Raw genomic sequence first — 19,357 nt, forward strand, 5'->3', positions numbered from 1 at the left:
AGCAGTTGTAGAATCATGAGTGGATTTCCCTGTCTGGGGACCTCGCGATTCCATTGAGGTGAGAGAAGATGGGCGATTATGACGTCACCGCCGGGGGCTCGGGTAAGGTCGTTTACGGCCCTCCGCCTCCGCCACCCAAAGAAGAAGACAAGAAGGTCGGAACCGAGCCTAAGCCGACCGCTCCGGCTTCTCCGCCGCCCAATGGCGAAGTTCTCAAGAAAATAACCACCGAAGTCAAAAGCTTAGGTCTTAAGATCCCCAAGGATTTTCTCGACGAGAAAGGGAATATCCGCGAGGACAAGGCCGCCGAGGCCAAGAAGTTCATCGCCGAAGAGGCGGCCAAGCGCAAAGGCAAGGACCTCGGAGCCGCCGCCCGACTCTATCAAAAGGCCCTTTCGCTCGACCCCCAAGACAAGACCCTCCGTCTCGAAACCGCCAAGACTTGGAAGGCCTGGGCCGACACTCAGACCAAGCCCGACGTCAAGCTGACCACCCTCAAGACCGCCCTGGATACCTTGAAGCCTGGCGGCGATGCCGATCAAACCGCGCTTTTCCTCGACTATTCGAAAGAGTTCGCCACTCTGGCCTTGACGGCCAAGAAGGGGCCGGAAGCGCGCCATGCGATCGCCCAGGCCGCCAAGTTCGCCAATGAGCAACAGCTCGACGGTTTGCATGAATTTTTGGCCAAGCCCGAACACTCCGCCTTGCTTCAGGAAAACGAGCATCCTTGGATGTTCTTGGGAGACGCGTTGGCGGCCGAGGGAAAATTCGGCGAGGCCTGCTTCGCCTACAATCGTGGGGTCAATGCCGCCCACAAAGACAAAAACTTCCCGCTGCGCGACGATTTCAACCAGAAGTGGAAACTAGCCCATGAGGGGAAATATCCCCCTCAGCTCGACTTCGTCGACCCCCTCAGCGGCCAAGTCGCCAATCCGGTGGCTGCCGGTCTCTACAAGGCGCTCAAGGCCCAGGGCTTCGCGGCCGCCGACATGGACAAGCCGGTCGACGGCAAGGACGCTGACAACAAGATCAGCGCCCAAGAGGTCTATAAGTTTATCTCGGACAACATCAACGATCCCAAAATTCAGGAGATCCTGACCCAGTCGGGCATCAGCCTGACGGATCAGGAAAAGAAGGACGCGAAGACTCTCGGTTTAGGCCTTTTCCTCGCCGACAAGTACACCAAGGAAGCCGAGCGCCTGAAGAAAGAGGATGCCACCGGGAGCGTCGACACCCGGGCCAAGCTCCTGACTTTCGCCACCAGCCTCGATCCCGACAACCCCAAGCGAGCGGAAGCCTTGGGCGATTTCTTCGCCGAACAGAAGGCTTATCCGCTGGCGATGCAGGCCTACGCCGAGTCGCTGAACGCGGCCAAGGCCATGCCCCGGCCCGACAAGAACCCTCGGGCCGCCGAGGGTCACGATCAATGGCTGAAGGATACTGAGACCCGCCTCAAGGGCAAGATCGACGAGAATTTCGACGCCGGAATCAAGGCAGCCCAGAAGTCGGCTTCGGAAATTTTCCAGAAAGCTCAAAAGGAAGGCGCCAATCCCCAGATCGCCAAGGATCAGCTTCAGGTGCTCTTGGGCGCCCAAAGCATGTATGATCTCTACGCCCAGACCTTTCCTGACGAGATGAAATCGCCGAAGCGCCTTCAGGAACAGGGTGCGCTGTACGACGTCATCGGGCAGGCCTTGCAGGCCGCCGGCAAGAAGGGCGAGGCCAAGACTTTCTATGCCAAGGCCATCGAGCAGTACCAAGCCGGGATCAATGCCAATAAGAACGATGCGGCTTACTGCATCGGAGCCTACAAGCGCATGGGCGCCGCCCACGATGCTCTGGGCAATTATAAAGAGGCCTTGATCTCCTATTCCAAGGCCGCGATGTGCGAAAAGCTGCGCATCAACTACAATCCCAAGCTTGGCGGCCAGGTTCCCAAGCTCAGCGACGTCAAGCACGACCACGCGCCCAACGTGCCTTACGGCGTTTGGGATATTCGCCAAGGCAATTACATCCACAGCGATGTTCACGACATCAATCGGATCGACGGGATCGACACCCTGCCGGAATGGGCCTCGGGCCCGCGCGACAATTACATCGCCACCCTCAAGGCCCGAATCGACGGCGGGGCCGCCCATCGGGCCGAATTGCGGGGCAAGACGCCGCCGGACAACGAAGCCATCTATGAGAGCCTCAACGAGGAAGCCAAGCTCCTCTCTTTCTTCGACCGCGGCGAGGAAGCCACCAAAATCGGGGCCGAGGCTAAGGAGCTGAAGGCGACGATCGACAACCAGAATCTCGGCAAAGAAGTCGAGGTCCTGAATCAAACCGGATTGCTCGACGCGAAGAGCCTCGATGCGGTCAGCGAGAAGGAAAACAAAGGCCAAGCCAATCCGCTGAAATTCGGAGACTACGTCAAGTTCGAAAAGGGACCCGACGGCAAGAGCAAGGTGAGCTTCACGCCGGCTTACGAGTCCTTGGATACCGAAAGCAAGAACCGGGTGATGAAGGCCCTGGTCAATGCCGGCCAGCGGGCCCAGATTTCGCAAAACGTGGACAAGGCCCAAGGCCCGGCCAAGCTCTTCTACGAGGGGCAGCTCGCCATCTTCGACGACAACCGCGAGCTAGCCAAGACCAAGCTCGAAGCCTTCGCCAAGGAAGCCAAGGACACCAAGGATCCCAAGCTGGCGATGATGCTCAAGCAGGCCGACGGCGCCATTGCGATCCTGGGCCAAGATGGAAAGCAGAAGCCGGAAGACGTCCTGAAGGATCTGCGAACCATGCTGGCTCCCTTGGCGATGACCTTGAAGCCGGGCCAGGACGGCGGCATCGACCTAGGCGCGATTTCCAAGGATGAGGTCAAGACCTTCGAGGATTTCAAGAAATACCTGGCCGACCAGGTCTCGGTCGACGGCGTCAGCTTCAACGCCGTGCTCTTCGCCTCCTACGAGAAGGTGATGACCGACCCGAAGCACGAGGCCCTGCTCAAGCAGCTTTACAAGCAATTCAACAGCTCGGCCGATGCTCCTCAAATGAGCGTGGCCGAGATGCAGAGCGCGCTGCGCTCCTTCCAGAAGGACATCATCGACGTCAGCGCCGGCCGCTTCGTCGGCAATCATCTCGGCAACGCCAAGGGCCGCGATCAATTGCGGACGTTGTTGCAGGACCCGACCCTCGACAAGAGCATCAAGGCCAAGCTCTGCGAAGAAGTCATCGAGATGGGCGAGGGGAAGGGTTACACCCCGCCCCATATCTCCGCCCTGTTCCAGAGCAAGGTCAATGGCCACGGATTCTATTTCCAAGACGACAAGCTCTCGCTCGGCGTGAGCTACGCGATGAAGGTCTTGAACCTCGGCGACCAAGCCGACGTGGCCTCCAGCAAGCAGATCGAAAAATACTCGCTCTATCCCCACGAAATCCAGCGCCTCAGCGCCAACGAGCTGAACCACACCGTGACGCCGGAGCTGATCAAGGAAACCGCCAAGCTGGTCAAGGACCTTTCCGGCAAGAGCGACGGGGCTTCATTGATGCGGGCGAAGCTCGCGACGATGTATCTGGCCGTCGTCGACAACGAGAACTGGACCTTTGACAAGGCCACCGACCGGTTCAAGGACCGGGTCACCGACAAGCAGCGGGCCGAGATGGCCAACGCCCTCAAGGCCTTGCTCGAGCAATCGAGCAATATCAAGACCAACGAGGATTTTTCCAAGTGGAACAACCAGGTCCGGCGCTTCATCCGTGGCCAGGGCGCCGGCAAGGAAGACGATATTGCCGGCACCGCTCGGGAATACCTCGGCAAGGGCGCCGGAGACTTGACCGGCGACGTGGCCGAGAAGTTCAACTGGGTTGTCTCCAAGACGCCCGAGGACGCCTTCAACGGGATGATCCCGGCGGTGTCCGGCAGCTACAACGACCTGCTGCGCTTCGTGGACGAGGTTCACGTCTCGGAGCTGCACGGCGTTCCGGTCGAGGTCTTTCCGAGCTCGGTCGCGGTGACCGATCCGGCGCAAAGGGAGAAGGCCGAGAATTTGATCTTCGAGCTGCAGGGGATGAAGCGCGGCTTCTGGTACAACTACCAGCAACGGAACATGCTCTCGCGCAATCTTTCGGAGACCGCATCGATTGCCGGAATGGGCGATATTGCCAGCATCAATAACGCCAACAAGGAGATCGACGCCATCATCGAGGACGTCAAGAAGGCCAAGACCAACGAGGACTTCGAGGCGATCAAGGCCCGGATCACCCGGGCCACCAAGGCTGGCGGCGCCATCCACGAGGGTTTCAAAGAATCGGAGATGGACGGCACCGAGCAGATGATCAACTTGGTGCAGACCATCGCCGAGATCGTGGTCATCACCTACGTCACCCAGGGTATCGGCACCGAAGCCGCTTTGGGCCGAGCCACGGTCGCTCTTGGCCAAACCGCGGCCCGGACTCGAAATCTGCGAATGGCTTACCAGGCTTTCCAAGAGGTGCGCACGGTAGCCAATGCCGCCCGGGCCGCCGAATTGATGGAAGTGGCCAGCGTCGCCCGTTATGGCAGCATGGCCGGCGAGCTCCGGACCGTCGCGGCCGGAACCGCCGAAATTGCCGAGGCCCAGAAGATGTTCAGCGGTGGGGTCCGCCTGGCCCAGGCCTTGGGCGGCGAGGCCGGCTGGGGCGCCAAGGCCGTGACCGGATTCAAAATGGGCGCCCAAATCTCGCTCACCGAGAACGTCGTCGCTTCGCTTTCCGGCCAGCTCAAAACCGAGCCGACCACGATCCTGGATTGGCTGAAGGATGCCACCGCCACCGGTTTCTCGATGGTGGTGAGCGCCGGCCTCAATCCGACCTTCGGGAAGAGCGTGGAAGAAAGCGTCGTGAAAAGCCTCTTCCAGCGTTACGTCGCCAACGGGGCCAAGGGCGCCCTGCATTTCCTCGGCGACACCGGCCTCGAGGTCATCGAGGAAGTGGTCGACAATTACGTCCGCAAGAAACTCGACGGCGATTACAGCAAGCTGTCTTGGGACGAGCTGCGCGACATCACGATGGTGTGCTTCGCCGGCGGCGCGAAGCAGGGCATCACTTCGCATTTGGCCAGCTTCACCAAGGGCAAGATCGTCGATATCCAGGCCAAGCGCTATCAAGAGGGCTTCGAGGCGCGCGGCGAACGGGTGGTCCAAGACCCCAAGCTGGGCTATGTCTTGGTGGACAGCGATGGCGGCTTCATTCGCAAGACCGATGAGCTGGGCCTGCAGTCCTTCTTGGCCTTCGAAGCCGACAACAACTCCCACGCGCCCCGGGGCATCGAGCTGATTAGCTTCGACTCCACCGAGAAGGGAGCCAAGGGCTACGCCCACGTTTCCGATTCGGAGATCTTCCCGGTGGTCGAGAGCGACAAAGTCAAAAGCGCCGACGAGATCAAGGCCGATGCCGCCAAGGCCCAGGCCGACGCCAAGCAGAAATCGGCCGAGAAGGTCAAGGTCGACAAGGAGAGGAAGCTTTACGCCGAATTCCTGAACAAGGGTAGCCAAGTTCAGGAGGTCAAACGGAATGACGGCGTCGTCATCGGCCTCGCCGTCGTCGATTCCAATGGCGTGAAACTTCGCGACGCGACCAAGGACGAGATCGAAACTTTCCAGAATTACCAGAAGCTGACCGAAGGTTTCTCGACCCGCGGAGAAAAAGTCGTCGGCAGCCCCTCGAAGGGCTACCAGCTGGTCGATGCCAATGGCCAGACCCTCCGCCAAGCCACCGCGCCCGAGCTCACCCTGTATTTGAACCACAAGAAGAAGACCACGGCCGAAGCCAAGGTCAAGGCCGATGCGATTTCCAAGGCCCAGGTCGACGGCGACAAGAAGGCCGAGGCCGAGCTGAACGCCCAGGGCAAGTCCAAGACGGCCCAAGCCGAGAAGTTGAACCAAGCGATCGAGAAGGGCGCCACGATCCACAAGATCACCCGCGGCGAGGGCAACAAAGAAGTCGTCATGGGCTTCATGGTGAAGGGGGTCGAAGGCGATTTCGAGGGGCTCTTCCTCAAGGACCAGGCCGGCTCGCTCTGGGCCACCGAGGCTCAATTCAAGGCTTTCGAGAAGCACCAGAGCGAAGCGAAGCAGAAGGCCGATGAGGCCGCCAAGGCCGAGGCCAAGACGAAGTCGATCGCCGATGCCAAGGCCCTCAAGGAGTCGAAAGAGAAGCAAAAGACCGAATGGCGCGGTGCCTTCGAGAAGGGCGTCAAGGTCGAGCCGGTTTACCGCAAGGGCCACATCCTGCTCGGCTATGAGGTGAAGGGCGTCACCGCCGAAACCGCCGGTCTCTTCCACAAGGACGCCGACGGCGTCTACTGGGCGACCAAGGATCAGTTCGCCGCTTATCAGAAGTACCGCGTCGACATGAACGCCAAGGAGACCACCAAGGCCAAGGTGATCGAGCTCGGCGCCAGGATCGATGCGAAAAAGACCGCGGCCGGCGGCAAGGAGAACCCCGAGATTCGGATGGCGGCGCGGGCCGTGGCGGTCGACGTGCTCTACGATCCCGACGGCAAGATCGGCCCCGAAAAGCTCTCCAAGGACGTCGAATCGGTCATTTCGGTGATCGAGGCTTTGGATCCGGTCTTCAAGGCCTTGCCGGCCAACGAAAAATCGACTTTTCAAGAGCAGGTGGTCCGGCAGGTTCAGGACGGGACGTTGGACGTGGCGACGGCCAAGAAGATGGCCGAGCGCGTCGCCAACGGCGAAAATCCCCACGATGTCTTGCTCGGCAAGGTTCCGGAAAGCGTATCGGCGATTTCCCTGATCGACGAAGTCTCCGGCAGCAAGACGCCGGTCGAATCGATTCCACCGCCTCCACCCGCCAAGGGCGAGAAGCTCCAACTCAAGGCCCTGCTCGGCTTCACCACCGACCGTGAAGTCACCGACAAGACCAAATCGGCCATCTCCAACTGGATCGCCAACGATCCGGCCGCGCCCAAGACCCAGGCCGAGCTCGACGCTCTGCTCGTCGATTTGCAGAAGGGCGCCAAGATGGAGGCCGACGGCAAGATCCTGGTGATCAGCGACGGCCATGTCCACGTCGAGACGGTGGCCAAGGTGAAGGAACGCCTCGGCTTCGCGATGAAGACCTTCGACGCCATGGCCAAGGAAGGCCATCCGCTGGCCGAAGCGCCGAAGCGCGCCCTTTTGGAGCGGGTGATTCGCCAGGCCGGAAAAAGCGAAGCCGACATCGATGCCGATCTCCGCTACGCGGTCGACAACGGGAATAAGCTTTTGACGGAAATCGCCCCGGGTTTGCCCAAGGCTGTTTCCAATGACCTCGCCATCCGCTATTTGCGCGGCGACGTCTCGCTTTACGCCGCCCGCCAGTCGGCCAAGCAATATCAGGCCTTAGCGGTGCGATTCGAGGCCCTGGGCGTTTCGAAGGAGGAATTCGACCAGACGATTAGGACGAGAGTGCTCGACTGGTATCCCGATGCCCAGCAGAACCCCAGCGCGGCGGTCGAAAAGAGCTTCGCCTCGATGGAGCCGGTTTTAGACACGCTGCAGCCCTTGTTCGAAGGGTTGGACCCCAAGGCCAAAAAAGCGGCGGCGATGGAAATCCTTCAGGGCAACAAGGTCGATTTGACCCTCGCCTACGAGCGGGTGGTCGACAGCGCCCTGGGTCCGGCCCTCGACGCCTTGCCGGCCAAGGAAGCCGAAGCCCAGGTCCACCAGTTCCTCAAGACCGTTTTGGGTAACCGCTACACGCCGGCGACCGAGGCCACTTATAACAATTACTTCAAGGCCTACGGCGCCAAGCAGGTCATGGCCAACGCGCTTTCGGCCATGGCTTTCGATTATCATATTCCGACTTCGGAGATGATCCGGCTCGGCCAATCTTTGGAGGGCCTGGATTCCAAGGCGCAAATCGCGCTCTTGGCCAACCTCATGGCCCAGGTCAAGTCGATCGACGGAAATGCGACGACTGACAGCGATCCCAAAACCCAATCGGTGCGGCGATTGGCCGTCGGCGCCTTGGTCGCGGACACGATCCAAGTGGCCAAGCAGATGCACGATCTCGACGGTCCCGGCCAAGCCAAGTTGATTCAAGAGTTGGCTCAGGGCAAATACACCCTCCAAGGCGCCATGCTTCAAGCCGACCGCATCGCCACCGACGCCCGGCTCGGGGTGAAGTTCTCCGATCCCGATCAGACCCATCCCTCCGGTTCGAAGTTGGGGCCCAAGCCCACCCTCGACGAGGATGGAGACAAGTCGGTGGCGGCCAGCCCCTTGGCTAAAAGGAAGGCCGCTCAAAACGCGCCGGTGAAAGCCGAAAACGAAGAGGGCACCAATCCGGGGACGCCCGCGGCCAAGCTGAAAAATAAACCGACCGAAGTCGCCGGCGACGAAGAAGTCACTAAGGTCGCCAAGGTCATTCCCTTTCCCCAACAGGGTCCGGCCGATCCCAACGTGGAGGCCTCCAAGGCCATCGCCGATCCGGGGACTTCGGGCGTTCACAAGGTTTTAGAGGGTGCCGGCCAGGACAAGGCCAAGGTCGAAAAGGCCTTGGAGCCTTTTGAAGCCGTCGCCAAAGCCATTGAGCCAAATTCGAAAGAACTGGCGGAAGGTCTTCGCAAGGACATCGAAACCCTCAAGAAGGGCGATACCCAGTCGCCGGAATACAAGGAGGCGCTGCGCCGGACCGTCGCCTTGCAGACCATTTTACGGGCCGAGGGCACCGCCCACCTCGATGCCCAGCAGCTCGCTCATGCCGTCAAGCATGCGCAGGAGGGCCCCAAGGTCGACCTGCACGAGGAGCGCACGACTATTCTACCGCCGGGCGGCTCCACCGCCCTCGGAGTCTTGATCGGCGCCGCGGCGCTCATTTCACCGGAGCTGGCCCACGCCGCTGAAGGCGCCGCCAAGGACATCAGCTCCCGCGGCGGAGTCGGGACCACCGAAGCCGCGGTCATCGTCGGCATTGGTTTGCTGCTCGCCGGCCCGGCCGTCCTGAAAAAATATTTTAAGAAGGGCCCGCCGCCGGAACCGCCGGTCACCAAGGCCAATCCAATCAAGCTTCAATCCGAGACCAAGAGCGGGATGATCTATCCCTACACCAAGGCCGATTGGAAAAATGCCGAGGTGGCCGTTCCCGGCCAATTCAACCTCAACGACTCGATGGTGATCGGGGATCAGGTTTATCTCGCCCTCGACATCGTCATGCCGGGCGAAAAGACGACCCAGTCGGTCCTGCCGATGAGCTTCGCCGAGGCCAAGCGATTGGGAGCGGAGTTCGACAAGCTGGGCAATCTCAAGAAAGTGCCGGCCGGAGATTTCATTTACTGGGAAGGCCGTCCCAAAGGCACCAGCGATGACCTCGCCCAAGCCGCCAAGGGCATGGATGTTCCGTTGGCGCCTCCGGACACTCCGGTGGCTTTGAAGGACGCCAACGGCAGCGTCAGCCAGGTCCGCCCGCTCAGCGTGACCGACTCCGGCAAGGAAATCGGCGCCACCGTCAGCTACGGCAAGGCCGTCGAGGTCCAGGTCGGGAAGGGCGAGAACGACCCGGTCAAGGTCAAAGTCGAGGTTTACGATCCGGCCGATCCAGAGTCCGATCCCAAGGTCCTCGCTTTCGGCTTGAGCAAACCCAAGGTCCTGGAAGCCCGCACCTTCGAGATGAGCCGGGCCGAAGCCATTCAGCTCGGGATCTTGCGGGTCGACAAGGCCGGCGGCCCGCCGGTGCTGGCCGACAACGCCGTCCTCGCCTTGAACGACGAGGCCGCCAACCTTCACCGCAATAACCGTGTTTTCATTCCGACCTCCAACGAGGGTGGCTTCACTTTCTATCCGGCCAAGGCGATGGGGACGAAGGAGCGCATCGTCGGCGACATCGTCAGGGTCGATCCGGAAAAGACTTCCCGCCAGGGCGACACGGTCTATGTTTGGATGCGGACGCCGGACCTCAATAGCGCCGGCAAGGACAAGCTTTACAGCGCCGAGCCGGTTCCAATGAGCCTGGCCGAAGCCCGCAAGCTCGGCATCTATGTTAGTCACGACGGCAAGCTGAAGGTCGTTTCCAACGAATTCGTCATGACCCCGGTCACCAAGGAAGGCAACCAGGTCCTGGTCGGCGGAAAGCCGATCACCGGCGAGATCAACGAGGGCGACGTCAGCGTGATGTTCCGTCTCCATGACGGCAAGATCGAGATGAGCGAGAAGGAGAAACCGCAGGCTCCCAAGGCCGAGATTCTGCCCCCGCCCTCGGTGAGCGACGTCCGAGGGAAGAAGATCCCCGACGCCCTCAAGGTCCTTGGACCGTTGGGAGTCGGCCTTTTCGCGATGGCTCCCGACACCGCCCATGCGGCGACCCAGCTCAGCGACGCCGCCGCCACCGGCGGGTGGATGGCCGCCGCCGGCCTGGGTTTGAGCATGCTGGTCGGGATGGCTTGGTGGAGCGGCGGCGGCAAAGGCGGAGGCGAGGGGCCCAATCACCCGCCGATGGTCCCGAGGGACGGCATCACCCGCTTCGAATTTTCCATCGGCCTCGATGGCAGGCCGACCATCATCCCCAGCCTGGGCAATCAGGTGGCGATGACCTTCCAATGCGATGCGAATGGGCAGTGGTTTGCTCATGAAGGGAATCCGCCGGAGTATGGTTCCCAAACTCCCGCCAACTGGAAGCCGATCAAGAACGGCGACTTGGTCAAGATTTTCAATCCCCACACCGGCGAAGCCTACGTCATTCCCTTCCAGGCCCCGGCCGACGCCTGGATTCCCGGCTATGCTCCCTCGGTGGCGGGTCAAACTCCGCAGCCGCCGGTTTCGGGTCCCTTGCCCACCGGCAAGCTGACCGCGATTACGCCCTATATCGACGACCGGCCCTTCACCATCGGCCAGAATGGCGGCGATCTCCGCTACAGCGACAAGGCCGTGGCCGAGCCGCACCTCACCATTCAGCGCGATCTCCAAACCGGCAAATATTATCTGATCAACGGCAGCCGAGGGGATGGGTCCAATAACGAGATCCTGGTCAACGGCATGCCGATGGGCAAATGGATGGAGATCAGCGATAAGGAGCTTTTCGCGATTCGCGGCGCCGACGGCAAGCTGGCTTATTTCCAATTCAGCGATCCCAAGGTTCCGGCGGGACGAGTCAGCGCCGCCGGCTATGTCGTGCTCGAGGGCCAAAGCTACCACGTGAAGAAATATCAAAACGAGGTCATGTTTGGCACCGGCGCCCTTTACGGCATGGTGACCTATGGCAGCCCCGTTCCCGGCGATCCGGCGGGCTCGATCAGCTTGGCGGTCCATGCCGGCCCCAACCTCGATCCCAACTCTCCCCATTATCGGACCCGATCGATCACCGTGACCGCCCAGCAGGCGAAGGAGCTGGGTGTCGTGATCGGCAAGGACGGCCGGCCGCTCAAGCCGGCCATGATCAAGCTGACTCCGGGAGTCGAGCCGCAGGTCTTGCCGCAAGCGGCCGGTGTCAATGTCGCGGTGCCCTTGACGCCGCCTCCGCCGCCGCCCGACGCCAAGACCACGCTCAAGGCCGTGCCTGCGCCGTCCTACATCGAGGCGAAGTTCAATAACCAATCTTTTAAGCTCGAGCCCACCGCGCTCAATCAAGGCTTGCCGCCGGGAGCGGAACTTGGCCAAGTCTCTCGGCTGACGCCGCACCCCAATCCGGGCGTCTTCGTGGCGGAGATCACCTACGGCAATCCTTCCGAAGCTCAGAAGAAAATGGTGGTGAACTTGACGGCGACCGAATTGAAAGCGCTTGGGCTCAAGTTCGATGCTCAAGGAAGGCCGATTGCATCCAACGCATTCGTGAAAGTTTGGCCCGGCCAAGCCGCTCCCCCGATTTCATTCATCCCCGACGGCAAGGTTGATTCGGTGGCGCAGGACAATGCCCCCGGCGCCCCTCGCCGCGGCGAGGTCAACCTCAAGACTCCCACCGAATTTTACGGGACCGCTTCCGGCAAAACTCACGAAGGCATCGGCTACAAGGCGGTGAACGAGGACGCGGTCATCCAGGGGCCCAATTGGGCGGTGGTCCTCGACGGCATGGGCGGCCATGGCCACGGCGACAAGGCCAGCACCATCGCCGGCGAAGCCATCACCAAATACCTTAACGACCACCGCAACGATCCCGATCCGGTCCAGGTTCTGAAGGACGCCTTCGTCTACGCCGGCGAGGCCATCAATGCGACAACCTATGGGAAATCCGGGGCCGGCGCGGTCGGCGTCGCCCACATGGTGATCAAGAATCCCGACGGCACCTACAAGGCGATCATTGTCCACGTCGGCGACGCCGGCGCGGTCGTGGTCGGGAAGGACGGCAAAATCAAGCATCGAACCAAGGATCAGTCCCTGGTGCAGATGCTGCAGGATAAGGGCATGAAACCCAATCCGGCCGACCCTCATGAAGCCGAGCTCGAGCGCCGACTGGACGACCAAGCCAATGTCGTCGCCGGAACGCTCGGGGCGAAGCAAAAAGCCTCTCCCACCGTCACCGAGATTCCGCTGGAGCCCGGCGATCGCATCTTGATGTTCTCCGACGGCGTCAGCGATGGAATGGCGACCAAAGACCTGGCCAAGATGGCCGCCGATTCCAAGACGGCCGAAGAGGCTCAGCAAAAGATCTTCGACGCCACCACGGAAAAGATGACCGACCGTGAGGACGCCATGAACGAATTCCGCTCCAAACGGGTCGCGGTCCAATTGCAAAGCGGCAACACCGGCTACATGAACGTTTACGGCAAGATCTTCGCTGACGAAGCCGGAACTCAGGCGATGAAGGGAGAAGAGCCCACTCCTGCCTCCAAGGCCCAGGCCCTGGCGATCTTGAAGCCCGAGAAACGGCTGCCGGTCAACACCTTCGACGGCAAGGATGCCTGGATCGACCTCAAGGGCGATATTTACCTGGAACCCAAAGGCGGCAAGGCCATCGACCACTACAAGCCGGACAACATGACGATCCACGTCTACTTCCACAACCCGGCCGATGGGAAAAGCGGTCCGCCGCCCAAGAGCGATCCCTCCTCCTCGGGTCCGAAGCTGAGAGTGGTTCCGCCTCCGCCGGCGGTGGTAAGCCCGGCTCCGGCCGGCGCCAATCCTCAAATGACGGCCTTTCCCGGCGTCAAGGCCGACGCGACGGAGATGGCCTCGTTGGCCAAGCTCCCAATGCGGGAGGTGCCCAAGGCCTTATTGCGACATCCCAACTTCCGCCCGACCAACAAGGTCGAAGTCGACGGCCAGACTTTCTACCTCAGCTCGCCGATTGTCTCGCGGGGCACCAAAGGCGACCGAACTTACATTCTCGCCCTCGTGCCGATGCAGGAGAACGGCCAGACCGTCCTGAAGCGCCGTTTCTTCTACAAGTCCGAATCGGACGGTGGATGGCGGGCCTGTCCCTACAAGCTCATGGGCCATTTGTCCAAAGGCGAGGGGCTTCACTACACCCAGGAAACTCAGCCGGTCGAGAAGTTGAACGACGCCTTCCTGGCGATGGAGAATAACCCCAAGGAGTTTCCGCCGGTGCGGACTTTTTCAAAGGAATTGAATCCCTTCATCGAGGTCGGCAGCGATCTGATGGGTGAGGACAACCAGGCGGCGATGACGATGCTGAAAGGTTTCCAGTTGGAGACCCAAGGGGCCCAGGTGGTAGGGATGACGGCGGTGGGCAAGGTCCAGCCCGGCAAGCTTGGCTATGACAGCGCCTACAGCGATCAGGGTCCGACCGGCGCGCAAATCCTGAACACGATGGAGAATTTGAAATACCCCGAAGGCTTCATTCCCAATTTCGCCGCCGAGCCGGCCAAGACCTGGAGCGAGAAGCACAGCCTGTTGGGGCCGATCACTTGCCGGCAATACGGCGGGTCTTACTTGGTCGACAAGGCCAGCGGCCAGAAGCGGCCGGTGGTATGGACCATGGCCGAGGACGGCAACGGCCGGGTGTGGATCGAATCCATTCGCTTTGCCGACAGCAAGATCAATTCCTACGGAGTTCAGGAAGAGGTGATCAATTCCGGCATCCTGACCTCCAAACCCTTGGACTATTACCAGCAGGTCGCCAAGATCAATAGACCGGGCTTTGCCCAGCCTTTCAACGAGAACTATTCCGACATCACGCCGGCCCTGTCTCTGCTCAAGCCGATCCGGGATTACCGCCAGGCCCGCGGCCTCAAGGAGCCGGGCTTGAAGGCGCCGGATGCGGCGCCGATCCAGGCGAATCCGGTCCAACTAGCTCCCGAAGACGTGAAGCCCTATGTTCCGCCGCCTCCTGGACCCCTCAAGCCGGCTCCCATCATCCGAATCAATTCCAACACTCCGGGAGTGACCCGGGTCAACGGCGAATGGAACGTGAATATCAGCCAGAATGGGACCTTTCCCTTTTCTTACGAGATCGGCCGCCTGACCTTCAACGATGGCGCCGACCATGCGGCCATTTCGGGACAGCATCTCCGCATCTTTCGCTCCAACCCCAACGGGCCGATCTGGATCCAAGATCTCGGCTCGACCAATGGCACCGTGGTGATGCGCGATGGCCAACCGGTCTATCAAGCCAAAAACCCGAAGCAACCCGGCGCCCTCATTGTCCTCCGTCCGGGCGACGAAATCCTCATTGGAACTGTCAAATTGAAGGTGACTTAGGGCCCCTGCCGCCCGGCCTTGAGAGTCGATTGGTTGGCGCTCAATCCCTGCCACCAATGGCCGTAAACCCGCTCGTAGAAATCGTGGAACCTCATAGCCGGGCCCAACGAAGTGTCGTGGGTCCAGATCGAGTATTGGTAGATGTCGCCGTGCTCCGCTTTCCAAAGATGCTCGCTGAAGTGGCCGCTCATCTCCTGATAGAGGTGGACGTCCTTGGTCCGGATCTGCTTCGGCTGAATGTCGCGATGGTGCCGGTATTCATGAACCACGCCGGCCATCAGCGCGAAGAAGGCCTCGCGGGCGGCTTCCTTGCTGTAGACGCTGAGCTCGGGCTGGCGGAACAGCATCAGCCCCTTGGTTCGGCTTCCGCTCGGAGGGTAGTAGTAAGCCGTTTCGATCTCGTTCGGTGGCGTGGCGGACAATTCATTGGCGCGGTGTCGGAAAGCCTTGGCCGGAAGGATCTCGATCGAAAAATCGCGGTTGACGAGCGCTTGGGCGATTTCCAAGCTCATGGAGTCGCCCAAGGCCTTGAAGGCTTCGGCTAAAACCTCGGGCCGGAAATGACCGTCTTGGACGCCGCCCGGGAAGAGCCGGTCCAATATCCCGTTGCGCCGGGCTTTCCGCGCGGCGGCCAGGACGGGATCGGTGAGCGAAGCCCGGCGCGAATTCATCTCGGACAACAAGGCCAGCGGAGCGCGAGCGCCAAGATAGGCATTGGCTTGGGATGGGGCCGGAGATTCCGAAACTTGCCAGGCTTGGAGCCGGCCGTGGATTTGGCTGGCCGGATCGGCCAAATCCTCGAGCTTGAACTCAGTCAGGGGGTCGAGGCCCTTTTCCAACAAGGTCTGCAGACGGGTGAAGCGGGCCAATCCCATCGGGCTCTCGCCGGCCAGTCGAATCACCCGGTCGAGCTGGGCGGCCCGATGGGGGAGACCCTGATGGTATTCCAACATTCCGAGCAGGTTGAAATCGCTGATCGAGAGGAAGTGGCTGCGAGTTGAGGCCGTAGTGCCGGCCCATTTCGCCAAGACCGTCTTGGCTTCGGGCGAGACCGCCAAGTTGCGGATCCGCCCGTAAAGATTCTCGCGGCCGACCCAGAAGCTCGGCATCGGCGGAGGGCCTTTGGGCAGCTCCAATCCGGGATGGAGCCCGCCCAAGCTGGCCTCGAGTTCGACGACCTTGCCGCCGTCGCCCAAAAATTGCAGCAGGACGTCCATCGTGGGAATGTCGGTATGACGGAGGCTGCGCTCGAAGACTTGCTTGGTCAGCCAATGAGAGTAGGAGCTGGAATTGGAGCCCATGTCGGCGAATTTGAGCGCCTCGCTCAAAGTGGGAATGGCCGAGTCCAAAATCGCGGTCTGCCGCCCCACCGAAGCTCGCGAGAGCATCCACAGGAAATCATGCTTCAAGCGACCGTTGTTCAGCTCGGGATATTGGCGGTTGATGAGATTCGAGATGTGCTCGCTGGTGACTTCCGGCAGGCGTTGAAGAAAGTCGCGAACTTCGTAGGCTTCCTGAATGTAATTTCTCTCGGGTGCAAAGGCGGCGGTTTCCAGGGCTTGCGATCTGAAAGGCCGCTGAATTTCCGGCTGCCAAGCCAGGCTTTCGCCGGCCTTGGCCGCCATCGCGATGGCCGGCGCGGGATTCAAAAAGCTGGAGAGTGGCGAGCCGTTGCGGGGGCCGGGCAGGTTTCCAATGCGGAACTCGATCTCGGTCGCGGCGCGATTCAAACGCTCGGCGCCGAGGCCTTGAGCCAAGCGCCCGCCGACGTAGAGATGAGCCAAGGTCGCAGCACCGTCGATCAAGGTATTGGCCGGCCCTTGGGCGGCGCGGAGACCGAGGCTGGTTTCGATTTGATGGCTGAGTAAAATGCCGCTGTAGAGTCCCAGGGGTTGGCTCAGACCCGCCGCGAGGCTCAGCCCCCGCTGGAAGGCGAGGCTTTCGGTCCGGGCGGCCCCGCCGGCCAGGCTTCGGGCGCTTTGCACGCCGAGCGCTCCGCCGGCCTTGATTGATCCGAGCAGGATGGTGCCAGCCAGCCATTCGCGCTTGAGAGCCGGGAGGCTCCAATCCTGAGCTTGGCCCAGACCCGAAGCCACGCTCTTGGCGGTCAAGGTGAAAGCCGCCGATTCGGTGAGCAGGCCGACGCCGTTGGCAGTGGCCTTGGAAATCATCCGATCGATCGGAGAATGGCGCAGGACATTGAGGCTCAGGGCCCGGCTGATCTTGAACAGGCTGCCGGCGACGCCCATCGCGAGGATCGGAGCCGGATTCAGGGCTTCTTTGGAGAAGCGCGAAACCAAGACCTCGGCTTGGGCGCCGAAAGTCCCATTTCCTTCCAGGGCCGCCGCCCGATTTTGAGCCCGCTTCCGCAGCTCGGCCGGCGCTTGCTCGAGCTGGGCCACACGTTGATAAAGCAAGCCGGCGAGCTCCGGCCGCTCGGTCTCGCGCCGGGCGGCGAAGGACATCATCGCGGAACTGAAAAGTTCGGGATCCCGTTCGCTTCGCAGCGAGTCGAGCTCGGATTTTTGGGGGGAGGGAAGGGCGGCAAAGGCGTCTGAGGAAAGATTCTGCCAAAAGGCGGACTGCCACGGCGGAATCGCCGTGGGTGCGGACGCAACCCGACGCTTAATTGGTGAATCGCCGTGGAGATCCAAGATGCGGTGCCCCTCTCCAATGTTGAAAGCTCAACAGAACTACAGGAAAATCAGGGATTTTTCGACCATATTCTTCGGAAGTTGTGGATAAATTTCGTACAGGAAAAAGGACCGGGTTTTTTGGCAAATATCCCGTAAATGATTGTCATCATTACTATTTATTTTCCAAAAGCTCTTTCAGCCGAACCGGGGACGGATCGCCGCGGTTGGCTCGAAGCAGGGCATCCAAACGGGCCAGGCGGGCGACCCCGAGAGGGCTTTGGCCGGCCGTCTCGAGCGCGGCATTGATGTCCGTGACGCGGCTGGCCCGAGGACCTTGCCCCAACTCGTAGAGCTCGTCGAGGAAGCGATCGATCTGAACCCGCATGTTGCCGAGGTAATTCTCGTCTTGGGTCCGCTTCCAATCGAAAACGACCCAACGGGATTGGTCGCTCAGGGGCAGGAGCGAAGAGTTTCGTTCAAACTCGCGCCAATCGTGCAAACGCTTTGCCGCCGTCATTTGAGAATTCAGGGACTGGGTGGTGGGTGTGGAAGGCTCCCGCGAGGCGCGGAGATCCAATTCCGGAAAATGCTCGGCCAGGCGTTGCTCCATGACGGTGGCGCTCTCGTCCTGGGCCAGGGTGCGGAGTATTTCGCCGAGAGCTCGGGGGCTGCGACTCTCGAAATAGACGCGTTCGTAGATGCGAAGGGCCAGCCATTTTCGGTAGGAGTGCCCCGTTTCTCCGGCATTGGAGCAAAGAATGTCGGCCAATCGGTTCAGGCCCGGGATCATCACGCCGGGATGATGGATGTCGGAGCTAAGCAGTAGTCCGGTCAGCTTGTTGCCGTCGTGGCGCGATTCGTAGTGACTGAGGATGCGGTGATAGGCTTCCTGAAAGCTCCGATTGGTCCCAAAGGTTTGCATGAACTCGGCCTGAGGATCGGAGGAGACCAGGCGAAGCTGAGGCCGGCTGCGCGGGGCACCGGAGTCGTCGTCGCCCGACATCATCGCGTAATTGCTTGGAAGCCGAGTTTTGTAGCCCGTCACCCCGACTCCCGCAGGGGCTCCATTAAAAATCCCGATAGCGAGTCCCTCGCCGCTGCCCGGGATGGCAGGCCTCGGGCGACGCACCCGGATTTCCGCCTCTCCAAGAAGTCGCATCCCTCTTTCGCCCAAGGCCAGCCGGCCAAGACCGGCGCCGGCCTGAATTTGCAAGGCCATCGCCAAGCCGTCGATCCAGGCCGTCGAAGCGCTCGCCTCGGGCCGCAATCCCAGGCGCCGCTCGGCCGTTTGGGCCAGCATCACGCCGCCGTAGGTCGCCGGGAAAGCCAGCGCCGGCGCAGTGAAGCGCAGCGGCCAAGCGCCGATCTTCAATCCACCCATCAACAGCAGCGAGGACAAAAATTCCGGACCGAAACCGCGCCAAGCTCCGCCATGGGAGTGCGGCGAAATTTTTTCGAGCAGCGGAAGAGCCGAGGTGAAAAGCGCCGCTTCGCCAACGGTGGCCAAAGGCAGGGCCAGATTGGCGGCGGGGCCGCGCCAGCGGGCGAGCAGGGCCAGTCGTGAAATTTGAAAGCAGGTGCCGGCGCCGGCCATCGCCAGCATCGGCCAAGGCCGTTGGGCCTCACGGGCCAAGCGGCCGAGCAGAGACTCGGCGATAACGCCAAAGTTTCCTTCGCCCCGGAGGCCGGCCCACCGATTTTTGGCCTTGGCTTGAAGGTCGGAGGCGAGCTGCGAGGATTGGGCGAGAGCGGCCAGCAGAAAGCCGGCTTTCTCGGGTTGATCCGAGGATTCCAGCCGGCCGGCGATTCGCAAAGCCGCAGCGGCGATCAGGTCGAGGTCGGATTCGGCGGAAAGAGAGTCCCACTCCCGGCGTAGGCCGGGGCTTAGGCGATGCTCGAAATTCCGGCGCGCTTCCGGCTCGGGCCAAAAGGCCAGCCGGCCGTCGGATGCGATCTTCATGGGCCCCTCGTTGATGGTGGCGGAAATTAGCGCCATTTTTTCGGGGAAACCATAGGAAAGTTTCCAATTCGCCCTCTCCCCTTGCGGGAGAGGGTGGCCCGAAGGGGCGGGTGAGGGGTGGCGCCAAGGGGAGATGAGTGGGACAACCTTTC

Annotated in this window: 3 protein-coding genes; 1 reads left to right on the forward strand and 2 read right to left on the reverse strand. The window is 61.2% G+C overall.

Annotated features, from left to right (window positions below):
- Window positions 1-68: 68 nt before the first annotated feature.
- Window positions 69-14,609 carry an FHA domain-containing protein gene (locus VJR29_07865; GenBank protein HKY63317.1) on the forward strand — a complete coding sequence of 4,847 codons (14,541 nt, stop codon included), beginning with the start codon at window positions 69-71 and terminating at the stop codon, window positions 14,607-14,609.
- Here the strand turns inward: VJR29_07865 and VJR29_07870 are convergent.
- On the reverse strand, window positions 14,606-17,077 hold the full coding sequence (locus VJR29_07870; GenBank protein ID HKY63318.1) for a hypothetical protein: 2,472 nt from the start codon (window positions 17,075-17,077) through the stop codon (window positions 14,606-14,608). The genes VJR29_07865 and VJR29_07870 overlap by 4 nt on opposite strands.
- 340 nt (window positions 17,078-17,417) lie before the next feature.
- On the reverse strand, window positions 17,418-19,205 hold the full coding sequence (locus tag VJR29_07875; GenBank protein HKY63319.1) for a hypothetical protein: 1,788 nt from the start codon (window positions 19,203-19,205) through the stop codon (window positions 17,418-17,420).
- Window positions 19,206-19,357 lie beyond the last annotated feature (152 nt).

The sequence above is a fragment of the bacterium genome, from assembly GCA_035281585.1.
In the GTDB taxonomy this organism is placed as follows: domain Bacteria; phylum UBA10199; class UBA10199; order DSSB01; family DSSB01; genus DATEDP01.